This window comes from Pseudomonas sp. MSSRFD41, from assembly GCF_014230245.1.
In the GTDB taxonomy this organism is placed as follows: Bacteria; Pseudomonadota; Gammaproteobacteria; order Pseudomonadales; family Pseudomonadaceae; genus Aquipseudomonas; species Aquipseudomonas piscis.
The window spans coordinates 728,160-747,773 of sequence record NZ_JACKZK010000001.1; the positions used below are offsets into that span (position 1 = coordinate 728,160).

15 protein-coding genes and 1 tRNA gene are annotated in these 19,614 nt (G+C 61.6%); 3 read left to right on the plus strand and 13 right to left on the minus strand.

Annotated features, from left to right (window positions below):
* Positions 1 to 170: 170 nt before the first annotated feature.
* The 5 genes from H7A76_RS03430 to rpsU all read right to left on the minus strand — a co-directional run bounded on the left by H7A76_RS03430 (position 171) and on the right by rpsU (position 8,678).
* A tRNA-Ile gene (locus tag H7A76_RS03430) sits at positions 171 to 247 on the minus strand.
* Between the two features lie 15 nt (positions 248 to 262).
* Positions 263 to 4,006, minus strand: coding sequence for an EAL domain-containing protein (locus tag H7A76_RS03435; RefSeq protein ID WP_185697207.1), 3,744 nt, complete (start codon positions 4,004 to 4,006; stop codon positions 263 to 265).
* A 107-nt stretch (positions 4,007 to 4,113) separates the two neighbouring features.
* On the minus strand, positions 4,114 to 5,961 hold the full coding sequence (gene rpoD / locus H7A76_RS03440; protein WP_185697208.1) for an RNA polymerase sigma factor RpoD: 1,848 nt from the start codon (positions 5,959 to 5,961) through the stop codon (positions 4,114 to 4,116).
* A gap of 67 nt (positions 5,962 to 6,028) precedes the next feature.
* Positions 6,029 to 8,005: a DNA primase gene (gene dnaG / locus H7A76_RS03445; RefSeq protein WP_185697209.1), complete on the minus strand. Its 1,977-nt coding sequence runs from the start codon at positions 8,003 to 8,005 to the stop codon at positions 6,029 to 6,031.
* A gap of 457 nt (positions 8,006 to 8,462) precedes the next feature.
* Complete coding sequence (gene rpsU, locus H7A76_RS03450; protein ID WP_002551877.1) at positions 8,463 to 8,678, minus strand: 30S ribosomal protein S21; 216 nt, start codon at positions 8,676 to 8,678, stop codon at positions 8,463 to 8,465.
* 202 nt (positions 8,679 to 8,880) lie between these two features.
* Between rpsU and tsaD the strand changes: the two genes are divergently transcribed.
* The gene (gene tsaD, locus H7A76_RS03455; RefSeq protein ID WP_185697210.1) at positions 8,881 to 9,906 is read left to right on the plus strand and encodes a tRNA (adenosine(37)-N6)-threonylcarbamoyltransferase complex transferase subunit TsaD; all 1,026 of its coding nucleotides are present in this window, start codon (positions 8,881 to 8,883) and stop codon (positions 9,904 to 9,906) included.
* 46 nt (positions 9,907 to 9,952) lie between these two features.
* Here the strand turns inward: tsaD and plsY are convergent, their stop codons facing one another.
* Complete coding sequence (gene plsY / locus H7A76_RS03460) at positions 9,953 to 10,522, minus strand: glycerol-3-phosphate 1-O-acyltransferase PlsY (protein ID WP_022641433.1); 570 nt, start codon at positions 10,520 to 10,522, stop codon at positions 9,953 to 9,955.
* A 74-nt stretch (positions 10,523 to 10,596) separates the two neighbouring features.
* Between plsY and folB the strand changes: the two genes are divergently transcribed.
* Entirely contained in the window at positions 10,597 to 10,950 is a 354-nt protein-coding gene (folB, locus tag H7A76_RS03465; RefSeq protein ID WP_185697211.1) for a dihydroneopterin aldolase, read from the plus strand.
* Positions 10,941 to 11,456, plus strand: coding sequence for a 2-amino-4-hydroxy-6-hydroxymethyldihydropteridine diphosphokinase (gene folK, locus H7A76_RS03470; RefSeq protein ID WP_185697212.1), 516 nt, complete (start codon positions 10,941 to 10,943; stop codon positions 11,454 to 11,456). The genes folB and folK overlap by 10 nt, the downstream gene beginning before the upstream one ends.
* A 46-nt stretch (positions 11,457 to 11,502) precedes the next feature.
* On the opposite strand, the gene H7A76_RS03475 is transcribed toward folK, so the two are convergent.
* The 7 genes from H7A76_RS03475 to apaG form a co-directional block, all read right to left on the minus strand.
* Complete coding sequence (locus H7A76_RS03475; RefSeq protein WP_185697213.1) at positions 11,503 to 12,732, minus strand: multifunctional CCA addition/repair protein; 1,230 nt, start codon at positions 12,730 to 12,732, stop codon at positions 11,503 to 11,505.
* A gap of 65 nt (positions 12,733 to 12,797) precedes the next feature.
* On the minus strand, positions 12,798 to 14,360 hold the full coding sequence (locus H7A76_RS03480; protein WP_053137625.1) for a SpoVR family protein: 1,563 nt from the start codon (positions 14,358 to 14,360) through the stop codon (positions 12,798 to 12,800).
* A complete protein-coding gene (locus H7A76_RS03485; RefSeq protein ID WP_185697214.1) occupies positions 14,357 to 15,631 on the minus strand; it encodes a YeaH/YhbH family protein in 1,275 nt (424 codons plus the stop codon). The genes H7A76_RS03480 and H7A76_RS03485 overlap by 4 nt, the downstream gene beginning before the upstream one ends.
* A gap of 140 nt (positions 15,632 to 15,771) precedes the next feature.
* On the minus strand, positions 15,772 to 17,694 hold the full coding sequence (locus H7A76_RS03490; protein WP_011063831.1) for a PrkA family serine protein kinase: 1,923 nt from the start codon (positions 17,692 to 17,694) through the stop codon (positions 15,772 to 15,774).
* Between the two features lie 302 nt (positions 17,695 to 17,996).
* A complete protein-coding gene (gene glpE / locus H7A76_RS03495; protein WP_185697215.1) occupies positions 17,997 to 18,326 on the minus strand; it encodes a thiosulfate sulfurtransferase GlpE in 330 nt (109 codons plus the stop codon).
* Between the two features lie 29 nt (positions 18,327 to 18,355).
* Positions 18,356 to 19,216, minus strand: a complete 861-nt coding sequence (locus tag H7A76_RS03500; RefSeq protein ID WP_185697216.1) for a symmetrical bis(5'-nucleosyl)-tetraphosphatase — start codon at positions 19,214 to 19,216, stop codon at positions 18,356 to 18,358.
* Positions 19,216 to 19,596: a Co2+/Mg2+ efflux protein ApaG gene (gene apaG / locus H7A76_RS03505; protein ID WP_185697217.1), complete on the minus strand. Its 381-nt coding sequence runs from the start codon at positions 19,594 to 19,596 to the stop codon at positions 19,216 to 19,218. The genes H7A76_RS03500 and apaG overlap by 1 nt, the downstream gene beginning before the upstream one ends.
* Positions 19,597 to 19,614 lie beyond the last annotated feature (18 nt).

A 19,614-nucleotide genomic window follows, 5' to 3' on the forward strand; every position in this document is an offset into this window, starting at 1 on the left:
CGATAAATCCCTTTCTTATCGTGAAAGACCCCGAGGCGTCCTTTGTCCTGGTTGGACATCGATATGACGGCGGGAAAACAGCGGGATTTAAACTGGCGATTCGATGGCTCGTGGTACGGGAGGCCGGTTCGCAGGCATGAAAAAACCGCGCAATGCGCGGTTTTGATGTTTGGTGGGCCCACACGGACTCGAACCGTGGACCAAAGGATTATGAGTCCTCTGCTCTAACCAACTGAGCTATAGGCCCTCAGTAGGCGGCGGATTATAACGATGGTTTCTCGGCTGTGCTATCCGAAAAACCGGAAACGCGGATCTGCAGGAAGCGTGCGCAGAACTCTTCGGCTTCCAGCGGCAGGCTGACGATGTAGCCCTGGATCTGTTCGCAGCCTTCCAGGGCGAGGAAGGCTTGCTGTTCCTGGTTCTCCACGCCTTCGGCGATCACCGTGAATTGCATGCTGCGACCCAGGGCGATGATGGCGCGCACGATCGCCACGTCGTGGGGGTCGTCCGGTAGGCCGCGCACGAACGACTGGTCGATCTTGAGGAAGTCCAGCGGCAGGCGCTTGAGGTAGCTCAGGGATGAATAGCCGGTGCCGAAGTCGTCGATGGCCAGTTGCACGCCCAGGCGCTTGAGTTGGTGCAGGACCTCCAGTGCCTCTTCGGCCTGGCTCATGATGAAGTTTTCGGTGATCTCCAATTGCAGCAGCCCGGGTTGCAGGTCGTGGTCGCGCAGCAACTGTTCGATGCGGTCCAGCAGGTTGGGTTGACGTAGTTGGGCGCCGGCCAGGTTGACCGACAGTGGGCCGAAGCTTTCGTAGTGCCGGTTCCAGTGTTGAAGATGCAGGCAGGCCTGTTCCAGCACCCAGTCGCCAATCGGCAGGATCAAGCCGTTTTCCTCGGCCAGCGGGATGAAGTGTTCGGGCGCGACTTCGCCGAAGTTGGGGTTGCGCCAGCGAATCAGGGCTTCGGCGCCGACCAGTTCATGGTTGCCGAGGCTGATCTTGGGTTGGAAATACAGGGTCAGTTCGTTGCGTTCGATGGCTCGTCGCAGTTCATGTTCCAGGGCCACGCGCTCGCTGGCCTGGGCGGTCAGTTCGCGGGTGTAGCGTTCCACGCGGTTACGGCCCTTGGCCTTGGAGCGGTACATGGCGGCATCGGCGTTCTTGATCAAGGTGGCGACGTCGCAGCCGTCCTTGGGGTACAGGCTGGTACCGATGCTGGCGCTGATGAAGAACTCGTGTTCGCCGGCCTGGAATGGCGCGGTGAAGCAGTTCAACAGCTTGCTGGCGATGTAGTCGGCGTCGCTGGGCTGGTGCAGGCCGGGGAGCAGGATGATGAATTCGTCCCCGCCCAGGCGGGCCACGGTGTCTATGTCGCGCAGCTGTTCCTTGAGGCGCACGGCGATGCCCTTGAGCAACAGGTCGCCCACCGGGTGGCCGAGGCTGTCGTTGATGTGCTTGAAGCGGTCCAGGTCGAGGAACAGCACCGCGCCCTGGCCGCCGCTGTCCTGCTGGCTATCGAGCGCCGCCAGCAGCCGGCTTTCGAACAGGGTGCGATTGGGCAGGCCGGTCAGCGGATCGTGGTGGGCCTGGTAGTCGAGCCTTGCCTGGGCGTGCTTGAGGCTGGAGATATCGGCGAACACCGCGACGAAGTGGGTGGTCTGCTGTTCCTGGTTGCGTACCGCATTGATCGTCAGCCAGTTGGGATACAACTCGCCGTTTTTGCGGCGGTTGGATATCTCGCCCTGCCAGTGCCCTTCCAGGGTGAGCTGGTGCCACATCGCCGCGTAGAAGGCGCTGTCGTGTAACCCCGAGGCCAGCAGGCGCGGGGTGTGGCCCAGGGCTTCGCTCTCGCTGTAGCCGGTGATCTCGCTGAAAGCGCGGTTGACCGCGCTGATGCGCTGTTGGGTGTCGGTGATCATCACGCCTTCGGCGGTGCTCTCGAAGACCGTGGCGGCCTGTTGCAGCTTTTCCTGCATCAGGTGGCGGTCGGTGATGTCCCGGGCGATGGTCAGCATGCAATCGTCCTCGCCGATGGGCAGGGGGCGACTGGAGACTTCGCAGAGCCGGACCTGGCCGTCGCTGCGGCGGATATGGCAGGTGAAGTCGCGGACGAATCCGTCCCGTTGCAAGAGATCGAGCAACTGTTTGCGTTCGTTGAGGTTGACCCAGATTCCCAGGTCAAGGGTCGAGCGATCCAGGGACATGGCGCTGTCGAACCCGGTGATGCGGCTGAAGCCCTCGTTGACCTCCAGCAACAGGCCGTCGCGTTGTCGGCTCAGCAGCAGGCCGTCCGGGGAAGCGTGGAAGGCCTTGGCGAACTTCTCCTCGGAGGTCTGCAGTCGTTGCTGGGTTTCCTTGAGCGGGCTGATGTCGCGCACCACCACGACCAGCGCCGGGGTGGTGTCGAGGTCGAAGGGTTCGGCGGAGATGAGCCCGGTGAACAGTTGGCCGTTGTGCCGCCGGAAGGGCATCTCCAGGTTGCGGATGCTACCGGCCTGCAAGCGTTGCAGAAGACTGGGGCCGACCCCGGGGATGCCCCAGATGTTGAGCTGGGTGGCGGTCTGGCCTATCACTTGCGCGGCGCTCAGGCCGATCTGTTCCTCGAAGGCCTTGTTCACCTCCAGCAGGCAGCCATCGGACAAGCGGGCGATCACCAGGAGGTCCGGGCATTGCTGGAACACCGAGGCGAATTTCTGCTCGGACAGGCGCAGGGCTTCCTCGGTGTGCTTGGCCTCGCTGATGTCGATCATCAGGCCGCGCATCACCGGTTCGTGGCCGTGCTCGATCAGGCTGACGATATCCCGGACCCAGAGGCAACGACCGTCGGCGGCGATCACTCGGTAATCGAGGCTGTGATCGCGTCCGGCCTCGAGTTCGTGATCGCAGAACGCCTGGGCGCGGGTCAGGTCGGCGGGGTGGATGATGTTGCGCCAGAAGCCGGGGACCAGCCAATGGGACAGGGGATAGCCCAACAGCGGCTCGGCGTGGGGCGAGACGTAGCTGTAGGTGAAATCGCTGACGCGCGCCTCCCAGGCGATGGCCGAGAGGCTCTCCACCAGGCTGCGGTAGTGGTATTCGCTGCTGCGCAGTTCCTGCTCCAGGGCTACCCGCCGGGAGATTTCCGAGCTCAGGCGGCGATTTATGCGGATCACTACCGCCAGTACGGTAACCAACAGCAGCAGCCCCGGCAGGCCATAGACCAGTACATCCCGCCAGAATGTGCGGTGGTCGAGCACACTGCCGACCCAGCGCTGCTGGATAGTGCTGATTTCTTCCGGGCTGAGATCGGCGAGAACCTTATCGAGAATGCCTACCAGGACCTTGTTGTCCCGCGGTACGCCCATGGCCAACTGATAGCGGTAAGGGGTCTCGCCGCTGACGTAGAGACCCTCGAGCTTGAGTTGGCGCAGGCTCCAGACGCTGGAAGCCAGGTCGCCCACTACGGCATCCACCTTGTCGGTGGCCAGGGCTTGCAAGGTCGAGCTGACGTTGGGCAGGGCCACCAGGTTCAGGTCCGGATGATGGGAGCGCAGCAACTCGTGCGGTGCGTAGTTCTCCACCACGGCCACCTTGAGCCCGTACAGGTCTTCGAGGTCGTGGGGCTGGGCGCCGCCCTTATGGGCCAGGATCACGATGGGGAAGTCCAGGTAGGGCCGAGTGAAGGCCATGTAGCTCTGGCGCTCGGGGGTCGACATGATCCCTGGCAACAGGTCCAGCTTGCCTTGCCGGGCATCTTCCAGCACGGCGGTCCAACTGGCTGGCTCCACCGGCTTGAGACTGATGGAGAGGCGTTCCTGGATCAGTTGGATATAGTCCGCCGCCAGGCCCTGGTAGCGACCTTCCTCGTCCCGGTATTCGAAAGGTGGCCAGGAGGCATCCACGCCCAGGCGCAACTCTGGGTGGGATTTGAGCCAGCCACGTTCTTCATCGGTGAGAGTCAGCGCGCCAGCCGTTGCGGTCCAGTCAAGCAACGCCAGCAGAAGCATGGCCGACAGTCTGGGCATAACCGTCTCGTTGTGGAGGAACGGGTGAATGCTTCGAGTGTAGACGGGGTATTGGCGCAGGGAGGTTGCAGAAAGCAAAACCCCCAGCAGGGCTGGGGGTCTTGGTGTTACTCGTCGAGGAAGGAGCGCAGGTGCTCGCTTCGCGTCGGGTGGCGCAGCTTGCGCAGCGCCTTGGCTTCGATCTGGCGGATCCGCTCGCGGGTCACGTCGAACTGCTTGCCGACTTCCTCTAGGGTGTGGTCGGTGTTCATATCGATGCCGAAACGCATGCGCAGCACCTTGGCTTCCCGGGCGGTAAGACCGGAAAGCACTTCGCGGGTGGCTTCCTTCAGGCTCTCGACGGTGGCCACATCGATCGGGGACTGCATGGTCGAGTCCTCGATGAAGTCGCCCAGATGGGAATCTTCATCGTCGCCGATCGGGGTTTCCATGGAGATCGGCTCCTTGGCGATCTTCAATACCTTGCGGATCTTGTCCTCAGGCATTTCCATGCGCTCGCCCAGCTCTTCCGGAGTCGGTTCGCGACCCATTTCCTGCAGCATCTGCCGGGAAATACGGTTGAGCTTGTTGATCGTCTCGATCATGTGCACCGGAATACGGATGGTGCGGGCCTGGTCGGCGATCGAACGGGTGATCGCCTGGCGAATCCACCAGGTGGCGTAGGTCGAGAACTTGTAGCCGCGACGGTATTCGAACTTGTCCACCGCTTTCATCAAGCCGATGTTGCCTTCCTGGATCAGGTCGAGGAACTGCAGGCCACGGTTGGTGTACTTCTTGGCGATGGAGATCACCAGACGCAGGTTGGCTTCAACCATCTCTTTCTTCGCGCGACGGGCCTTGGCCTCGCCGATCGACATGCGACGGTTGATTTCCTTGATCTCGAGGATCTTCAGGCCGGTCTCGGCTTCCAGCGCGGTCAGCTTCTGCTGGCAACGGACGATGTCCGGCTGCAGGCGAGCGATGGCCTCGGCATACTTGCTCTTGCCTTTGGCCAGGGCGTCAGTCCAGCTTTCATCCACTTCGTTGCCCGGGAACTGGCGCAGGAAGTCCGCACGCGGCATACGGGCATCACGCACGCACAGCTGCATGATGGCGCGTTCCTGCTGGCGCAGGCGATCCAGGGAGCTGCGTACGCGCTCGACCAGGGTCTCGAATTGCTTGGGCACCAGCTTGATCGGCATGAACAGCTCGGCCAGGGCGAGCATCTCGGCGACAGCCTGCTTGTTCTCGCGACCGTGCTTCTTCAGCGCCTTGCGGGTGACTTCCAACTGGTCGGCCACGGCACCGAAGCGCTGGGCTGCGACGATCGGATCCGGACCGCTTTCGGCTTCTTCCTCGTCTTCGGACGCTTCACCGTCCTCGTCATCGCTGTCGTCGTCCTCTTTTGCCGACTTGGTGTCGACAGGCGGTGGTACCTCGGCGGCAGGCGGCGTGATGCCGTCGTCCGGGTCGATGTAACCGCTGAGAACGTCCGACAGGCGGCCACCTTCGGTGGTGACGCGGGTGTATTCGGAGAGAATGTGTTCCACCGTGCCAGGGAAGTGCGCGATGGCGCCCATCACTTCACGGATACCCTCTTCGATACGCTTGGCGATTTCGATTTCGCCTTCGCGAGTGAGCAGCTCTACGGTGCCCATTTCGCGCATGTACATGCGCACCGGGTCGGTAGTGCGACCGATGTCGGTTTCCACAGCCGCCAACGCTGCGGCGGCTTCTTCAGCTGCTGCTTCGTCGGTATCGGCTTCGGCCAACAAAAGGGCATCCGCATCCGGAGCACTCTCGAATACGTTGATCCCCATGTCGTTGATCATGCGGATGATGTCTTCCACCTGTTCCGGATCTGAAATATCCTCCGGCAGGTGGTCGTTGACCTCCGCGTAAGTCAGGTAACCCTGCTCACGTCCACGGCTGATCAACTCTTTGAGGCGAGACTGCTGTTGCGCTTTTCCGGACATAACACCCTATCCACTGAAGGTCTTGGCGGGCAAAAAACAAGCCGAGGATTATACCCGAGCTATGACCTCACGCGCCAGTTGAGGTCGGGTTTGATGCGGGAACATTGCGTCTTAGAAGCTCCACCAGCTGTTTTTTCTCTTCGCTGCTGAGCTCGCTTTGGCGCGATTTCCTGAGAAGTTGTTCTAAAACACGCTCGCGTTGGCGAGCGGACAAGCTATTAATGGTGTCGAAAAACTGTTGTTCAAGGTTATCTCCGTCGATCAGCCACTCTTTTTCCGCCAGGGCGGTGAGCAGGTTCCCTTGTTGGGTCCCATGCCAGCGCGCCATCAACTGATGAATAGAGCGTAGCTTAGGATTTTTCTGCACGGCTTCGATCAGGGCTACCAGCAACTGGGTGTTGGTGTTGTCGTCATCGGCAAAGTGCCCGGCATCTTCAACTTTTTCTGCCAATTGCGGGTGATGCAGCAGGGTCCGCAAGGCGGCCAGGGTCGGCGGTTCCACCGCTGCGGGAACGCGCGGAGCCCGTGGCTGGTCGCGATCTGCCTGGCGCTTGCCCTTGCCGTGCTTGTCCCACGGTTTGTTTTCCCATTTCTTGCCGCCACCGTTCTTCTTCGGCGTCCACTCCTGCTGGGGAGCATAGGCTGCCTGCTGAGGCTCATGGTGGTAGTCGGCGTAGTCCGGCATGCCATCGTAGTCGATGCCCGCGTCGTAGGGGGGCGGGGCTTCCGGCATGGGGTTGTGCGTCAGTTGGTTGACCGTTTCATTGGTCAGGCCGGTGATCTCGGTGAGCCGCTGGCGCATCAGGATCCGCAGGTTGGCCCCGGGGATCTTCTCGATCAGCGGGGCGGCCAGCGTTGCCAGGTGGGCCTTGCCTTCCAGCGAGCGCGGGTCTGCTTCCTCGATCAATTGCTGGAAGAAGTAGTCGGCCAGCGGCTGGGCGTGCTGGTTGATCCGGGCCAGGAAGGCATCGGTGCCTTCCGAGCGAACCAGGGTATCCGGGTCTTCTCCCTCGGGCAGGAACAGGAAGCGCGCACGGCGCCCGTCCTGCAGGGAGCCCAGGGTGGATTCCAGGGCGCGCCAGGCGGCCTTGCGTCCGGCCTGGTCGCCGTCGAAGCAGAACAGCACGCTGGGCACTATGCGGAATAAACGCTTGAGGTGTTCTTCGCTGGTGGCGGTGCCCAGGGTCGCGACCGCGTTGCGCAGGCCTTGCTGGGCCAATGCGATCACGTCCATGTAGCCTTCGACGACGATGATCTCCTCGAGGTTGCGATTGTTCTTGCGCGCTTCGAACAGGCCGTAGAGTTCCTGCCCCTTGTGGAACACTGGGGTTTCCGGGGAGTTCAGGTATTTGGGCTTGTCGTCTCCCAGCACGCGGCCACCGAAGGCAATGATCCGGCCGCGAGTATCGCGGATGGGAAACATCACTCGATCGCGAAAGCGGTCGTAGCGCTTGCCGGTCTCGGCATTCTCGATCAGCAAGCCTGCGTCGATCATGGCCTTTTGCTGCAACGTATCGCTGCTCAGGTGCTTGAACAGGTTGTCCCAGCCGGGTGGGGCGAACCCGAGGCCGAAGTCCCGTGCTATTTCGCCAGTGAGGCCGCGTCCCTTGAGGTAGTCCACGGCCGCCTTACGTGCGGGATGGCTCTTGAGGGCTTGGCGGTAGTAGTCGGCGGCAGCCGTGAGCAGCGGGTATAGCGGTGAGTCGGTGGGCTGGCGAGGTTTGCGCTGGCCGCGCCCATTTTCTTCGCGAGGGACCTCCATGCCTGCGCTCTTCGCCAGTTCCTCGACGGCCTGGGGAAAGTCCAGGTTGTCGTGGTCCATGATGAAACCGAGGGCATTGCCGCCGGCGCCGCAGCCGAAGCAGTAGTAGAACTGCTTGTCGGGGCTGACGCTGAACGAAGGGGTCTTTTCCTTGTGGAACGGACAGCAGGCGGTGTAGTTCTTGCCGGCTTTCTTGATCTGCAGGCGCGAGCTGACGACATCGACGATGTCGGTGCGGTTCAGGAGGTCGTCGATGAAACTCTGGGGAATGAGCCCGGCCATGGCTTTCTCGTCATCACTGCGCGGAAAAATAGTCCTGGCGATGCAGTCGAGGGATCAGGGGTGGCAAGGCGTGAGGAATGCACGGCTCGCCCCGGGATTTCGGCGTGATCGCAGTCAGGAAGTGTATCTGCGGAGCGTCCACTGACGTTAATCGTAATCAGTATTCGACTATCTGAGGTGTTGCGCCGAGTCCGGCAGGAGCCATCGGGCGAGCATCGAGGAAGGCGCCTTGGGCTGGTGTCTGCAGGAGTCATTAAAAGGTGTGCTCGTCGGTAGCCTTGGAAGGCTCGTCAGAAAAGACGTGCACCGCTGGCAGTAGCCAGGTCTGACGTGGTGAAGCAGATTTGTCTCGACCGCCAGGGCGACTTCGACAATGAAGCATCAAGCGTGATCCGCAAATGCCATTAGCCCGGCGAGAGGCCGGGCTTGGCAGAAGCTTGCAGCGAACGTCCGCGTATTAGTACAGACGTACGGCGCGGCGCTGTTCGCGCTGAACTTTCTTGGCGTGACGCTTAACAGCAGCGGCTGCTTTGCGCTTACGCTCGGAAGTCGGCTTCTCATAAAATTCGCGGCTACGAACTTCAGCCAGAACACCGGCTTTTTCGCAGGAGCGCTTGAAACGACGCAGAGCTACGTCGAAGGGTTCGTTCTCTTTAACTTTGACGGCTGGCATCCAGAGCTACCTTCATTCATTACCGGGGTCAACGTTCTCGTCGCAATAAAATCACGGCTGAGATCGTCGGTTTTTAAGGGTTGCGGATGTTAACCCCTCGCCGCCAGGAATGCAAAGCCTCTGATCGAAAACCGCTGGTCGGGCGAGGGAGTGGCGACTATCATGCGCGCCTTCGAATTCAGCCTCTGCAAGGCGCAAACCCATGCTAGTACTGGGATTAGAAACTTCCTGCGACGAAACCGGCGTCGCGCTCTACGACAGTGAGCGGGGCCTGCTGGCCGATGCGCTGTTCAGCCAGATCGACCTGCACCGCGTCTATGGTGGCGTGGTGCCTGAGTTGGCTTCCCGTGACCACGTCAAGCGCATGCTGCCGTTGATCCGCCAGGTCCTGGCGCAGGCCGACTGCGTGCCCACCGAGATCGACGCCATTGCCTATACCGCCGGCCCCGGCCTGGTAGGCGCACTGCTGGTGGGGGCTTCCTGCGCCCAGGCGCTGGCCTTCGCCTGGGGCATTCCGGCCCTGGGTGTGCATCATATGGAAGGGCATCTGCTGGCGCCAATGCTGGAAGCCCAGCCGCCGCAGTTTCCGTTCGTCGCCTTGTTGGTATCCGGTGGTCATACCCAGCTGGTCCGGGTCGACGGCATCGGCAAATACGAGCTGCTGGGCGAGAGCCTGGATGACGCCGCCGGCGAAGCTTTCGACAAGACCGCCAAGCTGATCGGCCTGAATTACCCGGGCGGTCCGGAAATCGCCCGCCTGGCCACCCGGGGTGTGCCGGGACGCTTCGTCTTCCCACGGCCCATGACCGATCGTCCTGGCCTGGAGTTCAGCTTCAGCGGCCTCAAGACCTTTGCCCTGAACACCTGGCAGCAGTGCGTCAGCGCTGGGGACGACGGCGAGCAAACCCGTTGCGACATCTCCCTCGCGTTCCAGCAAGCGGTGGTGGACACTCTGACCATCAAGTGCAAGCGCGCCCTGAAGCAGACCGGCCTCAAGAGCCTGGTGATCGCCGGGGGCGTGAGCGCCAACAAGGCGCTGCGGGCTTCCCTGGAGAATATGCTTGGCGAGATGAAGGGCAACGTGTTCTACGCTCGCCCCGAATTCTGTACCGACAACGGCGCGATGATTGCCTTCGCCGGTTGCCAGCGGCTGCAGGCCGGGCAACAGGAGGGGCTGGCGATCAGCGTGCAGGCGCGTTGGCCGATGGAGCAACTGTCGGCCATCTGATGGCGCTGTGGCAGGTGGCAAGCTGCAGGCTTTTCACCTGCGGGATTCAAAAATGCCGTTCGCGCCCGGCGAACAGGTCGCGTAAATTGCCGCGGTGGCGCCAGACGATCAGCAGCGTGAGCACGCTCATCGGCAACAGCGCCTCGGGCTCCTGCCAAGCCAGCAGCGGCAGGCTCAGGGGCGTGGCGATGAGCGCCGCCAGCGAGCTGGTGCGGGTGAGGTAGAAGGTCAGGACCCAGGCGGCGATGGCAACCAGGGCCGCAGGGGGATACAGCCCCAGCAGCATGCCGGCGGCGGTGGCGACGCCCTTGCCGCCGCGAAAACGGAAATACAGCGGGAACAGGTGGCCGAGCACGGCGTAGAGTCCGATCCAAGCCTGTTGCTGCAGCGAAAGCCCTGCGAGGCTGGCGATCAGCACAGGTACCAGGCCTTTGCACAGATCCCCCAGCAGGGTCAGGATGGCGAGCTTCTTGCCGGCCAGGCGCAGCATGTTGGTGGCGCCGGCATTGCCGGAACCGCTCATGCGCGGGTCGGGGTTGCCCGTGAGGCGGCTGAGCAGGATGGCGAAGGACAGAGAGCCGAGCAGGTAGGCGAGAATCGCCAGTAACCAAAACATGCTAACTATTCCGGGCGAGGACGCCCTGATTCTAACGGGGCATTGCGCCCTTGTCGTGCTGCGGAGAAGAGTGCTTGGACAGAGTGTTTATCGAAGGACTGGAAGTGGACACCGTGATTGGCGCCTATGACTGGGAGCGGGGGATCCGCCAGTGCCTGCGTCTTGACCTGAGCTTTGCCTGGGATAACCGCCCGGCCGCGGCAGGCGATGACCTGTCCCTGGCGCTGGACTACGCCAGTGTTTCGACAAGGATCCAGGTGTTTGCCGAGCAGGCCCAGTACCAGTTGGTGGAGACCTTTGCCGAGCGCCTCGCCGAGGTGTTGATGAGCGAGTTCAACATTCCCTGGCTGCGCTTGAAGCTGACCAAGCCAGGCGCTGTCCCGGCTGCCAAGGGCGTGGGCGTGGAGATCGAGCGCGGATGTCGCTGACTCAGGTATTCCTAGGGCTTGGTAGCAATATCGAGCGTGAGACCCATTTGCGTGCCGGGCTCGACGCGTTGGCCGGGTTCCTGGTGGACATGCGCTGTTCAGCGGTGTTCGAAAGCCAGGCGGTGGGCATCAAGAGCGGCCCGTTCTTCAATTTGGTGGTGTCGGCCTTCACCGACCTGCCCTTGATCGAGCTCGACCGACGCCTCAAGTTCATCGAGGCGGACAACGGCCGCTATGCGCCGGACCGCAAGGGCCTGCCGCTGGATATCGATGTGCTGCTGTACGGCGACCTGACCGGCAACTTCGATGGCCTGGTACTGCCTCGCGCAGAAATCCTGAAGAATGCCTTCGTGCTGTGGCCGTTGTCGCTGATGGCTCCAGAACGTGTGCATCCATTGGCCGGCAAGAACCTGGCGGAGCTCTGGCGGCAAGCGCAGATAGACCAGGTGCTGGCGCCCGTGCCTTTCGAATGGCGCGGCCAGCAACTGACTCCCCCGGATCTGTAAGGTCCGTTGGCCGGCGGGCAAGGCACAAGACCTCGCCCGCGGGCTTTCAAGCGGCGTGCTGTTCCTTGTAGGCCTTGATCGCTTTCAGACGCGCAAGGCGCAAGGCCTCGCCCAGCTCCGGCCCCTTGAATCCTTGTTCCAGCAACGGTTGCACGGCCACGGAGCGTGCGGCATTGGCTGCGCCACGCAAGTAGTCGGCCTGTGGATAAGGTCGTGATTCCAGGCCCTGGCGGCCACGGGCGTCCATTTCGCAGGCGGCGATGAATTCCTCGAAGCGCTGGGGGCGCCGGAAAATGTCGAAGTGCTGCAACAATTCCAGCAAGGTCGAGGCCTTGAGCTCCTGGGCGCGATGGCCATGGGTGTGGTACTGGCCCACCAGCAAGGCCAGCTCCTGGCATTCCCGGGGGACCTTGAAGCGCTCATTGAGCGCCTTGATCAGTTCGAGGCCAGCCTGCTCATGGCCAATATGCCGTGGCCATTGATCCTCGGGGGTGGCGCCCTTGCCGAGGTCGTGCAGCAGGCAGGCCCAGCGCACGCTCAGTGGTTGCCGGTGCAGGGCTGCTTGTTGCAAGACGCTGAGGATGTGCAGGCCGGTGTCCACTTCCGGATGATGGGCGGGCGGTTGCGGCACTCCGAACAACACATCGACCTCCGGCATCAGCACCGCCAGGGCACCGCACTCGCGCAGCACCTGGATGAACACCTGGGGCTGATCCTCCATCAGGGCGCGGGAAATCTCCTTCCAGCTGCGCTCCGCTGTCAGGGCCTGTAGCTCTCCTGACTGGCTGAGCTGGCGCATCAGTTCGAGGGTCTGCGGGGCCACGCGGAACCCCAGCTCGGCATAGCGGGCGGCAAATCGGGCAACCCGTAGCACTCGCAAGGGATCTTCGGCGAACGCCGGTGAAACATGGCGTAGAAGTCGGTCTTCGAGGTCCTTCTGGCCATGGTAGGGATCGGTGATCTTGCCCTGCTCATCCTCGGCCATGGCGTTGATGGTCAGGTCGCGGCGGATCAGGTCTTCTTCCAGCGTCACTTCGGGGCTGGCGTGGAAGGTGAAACCGGCATAGCCACGTCCGCTCTTGCGTTCGGTTCGGGCCAGGGCATATTCCTCGCCAGTATGCGGGTGCAGGAACACCGGGAAATCGGCGCCCACGGGCCGAAAGCCCTGGTCGAGCATTTGCTGGGCACTGGCGCCGACCACCACCCAGTCGACATCGGTGACCGCCCGACCCAGCAAGCGGTCCCGTACCGCGCCACCGACTTTGTAAATTTGCATAGAAAACCTCCGTTAGCGCGACAGGATAACCCTTGTGTCGTGCCAACGGAGGCTTGTCGTCGGCCTCAGAGGTGGATGACCGCCAGGTCCAGTCGTCCGTAGTCGCTTTCGCCGTGCTCGTTCCTGGGCGGTACGTGGTGGGTCTTCATCACCTGGTCGCCCTGCAGGGTTTCCAGGTGGATATCGAAGCCCCAGAGTCGGTGCAGGTGCTTGAGCACCTCGTCGGTGGAATCGCCCAGCGGCTTGCGGTCATGCTGTTGGTGGCGAAGGGTCAGCGAGCGATCGCCGCGCCGATCGATGCTCCAGATCTGCACGTTGGGTTCGCGGTTGCCCAGGTTGTATTGCGCGGCCAGGGTCTCGCGGATGATGCGGTAGCCGCTTTCGTCATGAATCGCCGGGACCAGCAAGTCGTCCCGCTGGTCGTCGTCGAGGATGCTGAACAGCTTCAAGTCGCGGATCACCTTGGGCGAGAGATACTGCAGGATGAAGCTCTCGTCCTTGAAGCTGCTCATGGCGAACTTGATGCTCGAGAGCCAATCGGTACCGGCCAGTTCGGGGAACCAGCGGCGGTCCTCCTCGGTGGGCTCCTCGCACATGCGCCGGATGTCGCGATACATGGCAAAACCCAGGGCATAGGGGTTGATGCCGTTGTAGTAGGGACTGTCGAAGCCCGGCTGGAACACCACGCTGGTATGGGAGGCGAGGAACTCCATCATGAACCCGTCGGTGACCAGGCCTTCGTCGTACAGATCGTTCATGAGGGTGTAGTGCCAGAAGGTGGCCCAGCCCTCGTTCATCACCTGGGTCTGGCGCTGTGGATAGAAGTACTGGGCGATCTTGCGCACGATGCGCACGATCTCTCGCTGCCAGGGCTCCAGCAAGGGCGCATGTTTCTCGATGAAGTAGAGGATGTTCTCCTGGGGTTCGGCGGGGAAGCGTGCATTGTCCTTGTCGCTGAGCTTGTCGGCGTTCTTGGGGATGGTGCGCCACAGGTCGTTGATCTGCTTTTGCAGGTGCTCTTCCCGGTCCTTTTGCCGGCGCCGTTCTTCTTCCGCGGAAATCGGGTAAGGCCGCTTGTAGCGGTCGACACCGTAGTTCATCAGGGCGTGGCAGGAGTCCAGCAGGTCTTCCACCGCATCGATGCCATGGCGTTCCTCGCACTGCGAGATGTACTGCTTGGCGAAGACCAGGTAGTCGATGATCGAACTGGCATCGGTCCAGGTGCGGAACAGGTAGTTGCCCTTGAAGAAACTGTTGTGGCCGTAGCAGGCATGGGCCACCACCAGGGCCTGCATGCAGATGGTGTTTTCCTCCATCAGGTAGGCGATGCACGGGTCGGAGTTGATGACGATCTCGTAGGCCAGGCCCATCTGGCCGCGGCTATAGGATTTCTCGGTGCTGAGGAAGTGCTTGCCGTAGGACCAGTGGTGGTAACCCAGGGGCATGCCGACCGAGGCGTAGGCGTCCATCATCTGCTCGGCGGTGATCACTTCGATCTGGTTGGGATAGGTGTCCAGGGCGTAGCGGGCCGCGATACGGCTGATTTCGCGGTCGTAGGCCTGGATCAGCTCGAAGGTCCATTCCGAGCCGGTGGAGATGGGCTGGCGTTTCTGCTCTCTGGCGGTCATGTCACTAACCTGCGCTGGAAGAGTTCACGGAAGACCGGATAGATGTCTCCGGCCGAAACCAGTTGTTGCTGCGCGAAAGTCTCGGAAAAGGCTTCTGCGATGCGTTCATATTCGAACCATAGGGCCTGGTGTTCCCGGGGCGTGATCTCGACGTAGGTGTAGTACTGCACGAACGGCATGATCTGGTTGATCAGGATATCGCGGCAAATGGGTGAGTCGTCGTTCCAGTTGTCGCCGTCGGAGGCCTGGGCGGCATAGATGTTCCATTCGTTGCTGGGGTAGCGCTCGGCCATGATCTCCTGCATCAGCTTCAGGGCGCTGGAGACGATGGTCCCGCCGGTTTCCCTTGAATAGAAGAATTCTTCCTCGTCCACTTCCCGGGCGCTGGTGTGATGGCGGATGAACACCACGTCGATCTTGTCGTAGTTGCGCTTGAGGAACAGGTACAAAAGGATGAAGAACCGCTTGGCGATGTCCTTGGTGGCCTGGGTCATGGAGCCGGAGACATCCATCAGGCAGAACATCACCGCCTTGGAGCTGGGGTTGGGATGTTTCACCAGCAGGTTGTACTTGAGGTCGAAGGTATCGAGGAAGGGAACGCGGTGAATTCGCGCGCTCAAACGTTCGATTTCTGCTTCAAGTTCCTGGATATCGCCGAAATTATCCGGCTCTTCGCGCTTCAGGCGGGCCAGTTCCTCTTTCGTTTCGCGCAACTTGGCCCGGCTGCTGCCGGACAGGGCGATGCGCCGTGCATGGGCCGAGCGCAGGGTGCGGATGATATTGATTCGCGATGGGTTGCCTTCGTTGCTGATGCCCGCGCGTACGGTCTTGAAGGTGTCGATGCCGGTCAGGTTGCGCTTGACCAGGTTGGGCAGTTCAAGGTCCTCGAACATGAATTCGAGGAATTCCTCCTGGGTGATCTGGAAGACGAACTCGTCCATGCCTTCGCCGGAGTTACCGGCCTTGCCGCGGCCCCCGCCGCCTGCGCCTCCCCCTTGGGGCCTGGCGATATGCTCGCCGGCAGTGAATTCCTTGTTGCCCGGGTGCACCACGGTCTGCTTGCCACCACGCCCGTGGTGCAGCACAGGTTCGTCGATGTCCCGCCCGGGAATGCTGATCTGTTCGCCATGCTCCATGTCGGTGATGGAGCGGCGGCTCACGGCCTCCTCGACGGCCTTCTTGATGTGGTCGCGGTAGCGCCGCAGAAACCGCTGGCGGTTCACCGTGCTCTTGTTCTTGCCGTTCAGGCGTCGGTCGATTACGTAGCTCATGATTCCTCCGGTGACTGGATGCAGCCGCAAGCCTCAAGCTTCAAGCTGCAAGAAAGAGCAGCCACCGCTGCCGCAAGCCACGGCGCGGGTACGAGCCCGACGCCGGACGACTTGCAGCTTGCGGCTTGTCGCTTGCCGCTTTATTGCGATTTCCTGACCCGCAGGTACCATTCCGACAGCAGGCGTACCTGCTTGTCGGTGTAGCCACGCTCCACCATCCGGGTGACGAAGTCGTTGTGTTTCTGTTGATCCTCCTTGCTGGCCTTGGCGTTGAAGCTGATGACCGGCAACAGGTCCTCGGTATTGGAGAACATCTTCTTCTCGATGACCACCCGCAGCTTCTCGTAGCTGAGCCAGGTGGGGTTCTTGCCGTTGTTATTGGCCCGGGCGCGCAGCACGAAGTTGACGATCTCGTTGCGGAAGTCTTTCGGGTTGCTGATACCCGCCGGTTTCTCGATTTTTTCCAGTTCTTCGTTGAGCGCCACGCGATTGAGGATTTCGCCGGTCTCCGGATCACGGTATTCCTGGTCCTGGATCCAGAAGTCCGCGTACAGCACATAGCGGTCGAAGATGTTCTGGCCGTACTCGCTGTAGGACTCCAGGTAGGCCGTCTGGATTTCCTTGCCGATGAACTCGATGTAGCGCGGCGCCAGGTATTCCTTGAGGAAGCGCAGGTAGCGCTCGCGGGTTTCGGCCTGGAACTGCTCCTGCTCGATCTGCTGTTCCAGCACATACAGCAGGTGCACCGGGTTGGCCGCCACTTCGTGAGGGTCGAAGTTGAAGACCTTGGACAGGATCTTGAAGGCGAAGCGCGTCGACAGGCCGTTCATGCCCTCGTCGACGCCGGCGCTGTCGCGGTATTCCTGGATCGACTTGGCCTTGGGATCGGTGTCCTTGAGGTTTTCCCCGTCGTAGACCCGCATCTTGGAATAGATATTGGAGTTCTCCGGCTCCTTGAGGCGCGAGAGCACGGTGAACTGCGCGAGCATCTTCAAGGTATCCGGGGCGCAATGGGCCTTGGCCAGGGAGCTGTTGAACAGCAGCTTGTCGTAGATCTTCACTTCATCGGTCACGCGCAGGCAGTACGGCACCTTGACGATATAGATCCGGTCGATGAAGGCCTCGTTGTTCTTGTTGTTGCGGAAGGTATGCCACTCCGATTCGTTGGAGTGAGCCAAGAGGATGCCGGTGAATGGAATCGCCCCCAGGCCCTCGGTACTGTTGTAGTTGCCTTCCTGGGTCGCGGTCAGCAGCGGGTGCAGGACCTTGATGGGGGCCTTGAACATCTCGACGAATTCCATCAGGCCCTGGTTGGCCCGGCACAGCGCCCCGGAATAGCTGTAGGCATCGGCGTCGTTCTGCGGGAATTCCTCGAGCTTGCGGATATCCACCTTGCCCACCAGGGCCGAGATGTCCTGGTTGTTCTCGTCGCCAGGCTCGGTCTTGGCCACGGCGATCTGGTTGAGGATCGACGGATACAGCTTCACGACGCGGAACTGGCTGATGTCGCCACCGAACTCCGACAGGCGCTTGGTCGCCCAGGGCGACATGATGGTGTTCAGGTAGCGCCGTGGAATGCCGAAATCTTCCTCGAGGATGGCGCCATCTTCCGTGGCGTTGAACAGCCCCAGTGGCGATTCGAAGACGGGCGAGCCCTTGATGGCGTAGAAGGGCACCTTCTCGATCAGTTGCTTGAGCTTCTCGGCCAGGGACGATTTACCGCCACCTACCGGACCCAGCAGGTAGAGAATCTGTTTCTTCTCTTCCAGGCCCTGGGCGGCATGGCGGAAATAGGAAACGATCTGGTCGATGCATTCTTCCATGCCATGGAAGTCTTCAAAGGCCGGATAGCGCCGGATCACTTTGTTGGAAAAGATTCGCGACAGCCTCGAATTGGTCGAGGTGTCCAGCAGCTCGGGTTCGCCAATGGCCAATAGCAGGCGTTCTGCGGCCGAGGCATAGGCGCTGCGATCCTTCTTGCACAGTTCGAGGTATTCCTGCAGGGAAAACTCTTCCTGGCGCGTGGATTCGAAGCGTTGTTGGAAGTGGCTAAAAATACTCATGACGTCACCTCGCTCGATACGTGGAGCCGGCCGCGGATCAGTCAGTCAAGTGCTGGCATGCAACTGACGAAGTTCCAGTTGCTGTTTACCCCCCAGAACACTTTCAAAGCTATCGAGCTTGAAAGCTAGTACCGATGACCCGCTCGCCGGTGTACCGGCTCTCCCCTGATTTGGATGGCCTGTGGCTAAGGATAGTTCGGAATCGCAGAGGTCAAGGCGAGATGGCGGATTAGTTACACGCTACCGTTCGTCTGGTGGAGCGTCAGCCCGCGTAGTACGCGGGCTAGAGCGGTAGAAAAAAATTATTCGGCGTTGTCCCGGGTGGTTTCCGCAGGATAGGTGCTGCGCCACAGTTCGAAGCCGCCATCGAGGCTGTAGACGTCGGAGAAACCCTGGCTGACCAGGTAGGCCGCGGCGCTCTGGCTGGAGTTGCCGTGGTAGCACACCACCACCAGCGGGGCATCCAGGTCGGCGTTGCGAATGAAGTCCGAGATGGAGTGGTTGTCCAGGTGCAGCGAGCCGCTGATGTGATTCAGGGCGTAGGTTTGCGGGTCACGGATATCCACCACGACGGCGCCTTGTTCGCGAAGGGCCTGGGCTTGTTCTGGAGGGATGCGTTTGAATTCGCTCATGGCGGACTCCTGGGTTGGGTCGGCGCCGTCTAGGGGACGGGCCGGGTATGGATGGGGGCGGGCGCTGCATGGCCATGGGCATCGCAGTCGCAGGCCAGGCGCAGGCCGGTATCGACATTCATCAGGGTCATGGAGCCGCCCCAGACACAACCGCTGTCCAGGGCGAAGACGCCCGGTTCGTTGCACTGGCCTTCCAGGGCCGCCCAGTGGCCGAAGATGATCTTCAACTCCCGGGTCTTGCGTTCCTTGTGGCTGAACCAGGGGGCATAGCCGGCAGGCGCGGTATCCAGGCCTTCCTTGGTCTTGAGATCGAGCTTCCCGTCGCTGGAGCAGAAGCGCATGCGCGTGAAGTAATTGGTGATGACCCGCAAGCGGGTGACACCCTTGAGCTCACTGTCCCATTTCGCTGGGTCGTTGCCGTACATACCGTCCAGGAAGGGCTCGAAGAGGTTGTCGTCACGCAGCGCCTGTTCGACTTCCGCTGCGTACTTGAGCGCCTTCTTCAGGGACCACTGTGGAGCGATGCCGGCATGCACCATGGCGACGTTGCGGGTTTCGTCGTAGTGCATCAATTGCTGCTGGCGCAGCCATTGCAACAGCTCCTCGCAGTCCGGGGCCTGCAGGATCTCGCGCAGGGTATCGGATTTCTTCAGGCGCTCGATGTTGCGCCACGCGGCCAGCAGGTGCAGGTCGTGGTTGCCCAGTACGCAGACCAGCGACTCGCGGATGGAATAGAGATAACGCAAGGTGTCCAGGGACTGTGGGCCGCGGTTGACCAGGTCGCCGACCAGCCACAGGCGGTCCCGGGCGGGATCGAAGGCTACCTGCTCCAACAGGCACTGCAGCGGTTCCAGGCAGCCTTGCAGGTCGCCAACGGCGTAGGTTGCCATCAGTGCAGCGCTCCGGGGACCGCGAGGCGGAAGGGCGCGATGATGGCGTCGAACTGCTTGCCGTCCTCGGCCAGCATCTGGTAGCTGCCCTGCATGTTCCCGACCTGTGTGGTCATCACGGTGCCGCTGCTGTAGGTGTGGCTCTTGCCGACGGCGATCAGCGGTTGCTGGCCAACCACGCCGGCACCGCGTACCTCCTCCACGTGGCCGTCGCCATCGGTGATCACCCAGTGCCGGGACAGCAGCTTGGCTGGAAGCAGGCCATTGTTCCGCACGGTGATGGTGTAGGCGAAGGCGAAACGGTTGTGCTCGGGTTGCGACTGGTCTGCCAGGAAGCGAGTGACGACGCTGACGTCGATCTGATAGCGGGGATCGGACATGCAAAGGGCCTTTAAAGC

Bases quoted from the DNA above. Each gene is read 5' to 3' on its own strand.
- rpsU (WP_002551877.1), bottom strand. From the start codon at position 8,678: ATGCCAGCCGTCAAAGTTAAAGAGAACGAACCCTTCGACGTAGCTCTG.
- rpoD (WP_185697208.1), bottom strand. From the start codon at position 5,961: ATGTCCGGAAAAGCGCAACAGCAGTCTCGCCTCAAAGAGTTGATCAGC.
- H7A76_RS03475 (WP_185697213.1), bottom strand. From the start codon at position 12,732: ATGCAAATTTACAAAGTCGGTGGCGCGGTACGGGACCGCTTGCTGGGT.
- folK (WP_185697212.1), top strand. From the start codon at position 10,941: ATGTCGCTGACTCAGGTATTCCTAGGGCTTGGTAGCAATATCGAGCGT.
- apaG (WP_185697217.1), bottom strand. From the start codon at position 19,596: ATGTCCGATCCCCGCTATCAGATCGACGTCAGCGTCGTCACTCGCTTC.
- plsY (WP_022641433.1), bottom strand. From the start codon at position 10,522: ATGTTTTGGTTACTGGCGATTCTCGCCTACCTGCTCGGCTCTCTGTCC.
- H7A76_RS03500 (WP_185697216.1), bottom strand. From the start codon at position 19,216: ATGGCAACCTACGCCGTTGGCGACCTGCAAGGCTGCCTGGAACCGCTG.
- glpE (WP_185697215.1), bottom strand. From the start codon at position 18,326: ATGAGCGAATTCAAACGCATCCCTCCAGAACAAGCCCAGGCCCTTCGC.
- H7A76_RS03485 (WP_185697214.1), bottom strand. From the start codon at position 15,631: ATGAGCTACGTAATCGACCGACGCCTGAACGGCAAGAACAAGAGCACG.
- H7A76_RS03435 (WP_185697207.1), bottom strand. From the start codon at position 4,006: ATGCCCAGACTGTCGGCCATGCTTCTGCTGGCGTTGCTTGACTGGACC.
- H7A76_RS03490 (WP_011063831.1), bottom strand. From the start codon at position 17,694: ATGAGTATTTTTAGCCACTTCCAACAACGCTTCGAATCCACGCGCCAG.
- tsaD (WP_185697210.1), top strand. From the start codon at position 8,881: ATGCTAGTACTGGGATTAGAAACTTCCTGCGACGAAACCGGCGTCGCG.
- dnaG (WP_185697209.1), bottom strand. From the start codon at position 8,005: ATGGCCGGGCTCATTCCCCAGAGTTTCATCGACGACCTCCTGAACCGC.
- H7A76_RS03480 (WP_053137625.1), bottom strand. From the start codon at position 14,360: ATGACCGCCAGAGAGCAGAAACGCCAGCCCATCTCCACCGGCTCGGAA.